The 255-nt window shown below is 63.5% G+C and carries 1 protein-coding gene; it reads left to right on the top strand.

Annotation, left to right across the window (positions count from 1 at the left end):
* Nucleotides 1-255: IS3 family transposase (locus tag EU800_RS26585; protein WP_129636398.1), on the top strand; the 255-nt coding region annotated here is incomplete at both ends.

Genomic DNA, 255 nt, shown 5'->3' with positions numbered 1-255 from the left:
GCGAGATGAAGGTATCGGAGCGTCGGATCTGCCGCGTGCTGGGGCAGCATCGATCAACACAACGGCGGCGTCCAAGGGGGCGTGCAGATGAGGATTGTCTGGTTGCCGACATGATCGAGCTGGCCAGACAATACGGCAGCTACGGCTACAGGCGAGTGGCCGTGCTGCTGAGAGACGCGGGCTGGCAGGTCAGCGATGGCCGTGTCGAACGTCTATGGCGGCGAGAGGGGCTGAAGGTGCCACCGAAGCAACCGA

The sequence above is a fragment of the Tropicimonas sp. IMCC6043 genome (genome assembly GCF_004146235.1).
Classification (GTDB): domain Bacteria; phylum Pseudomonadota; class Alphaproteobacteria; order Rhodobacterales; family Rhodobacteraceae; genus Tropicimonas.
This window is presented reverse-complemented; position numbering and strand designations above follow the sequence as displayed.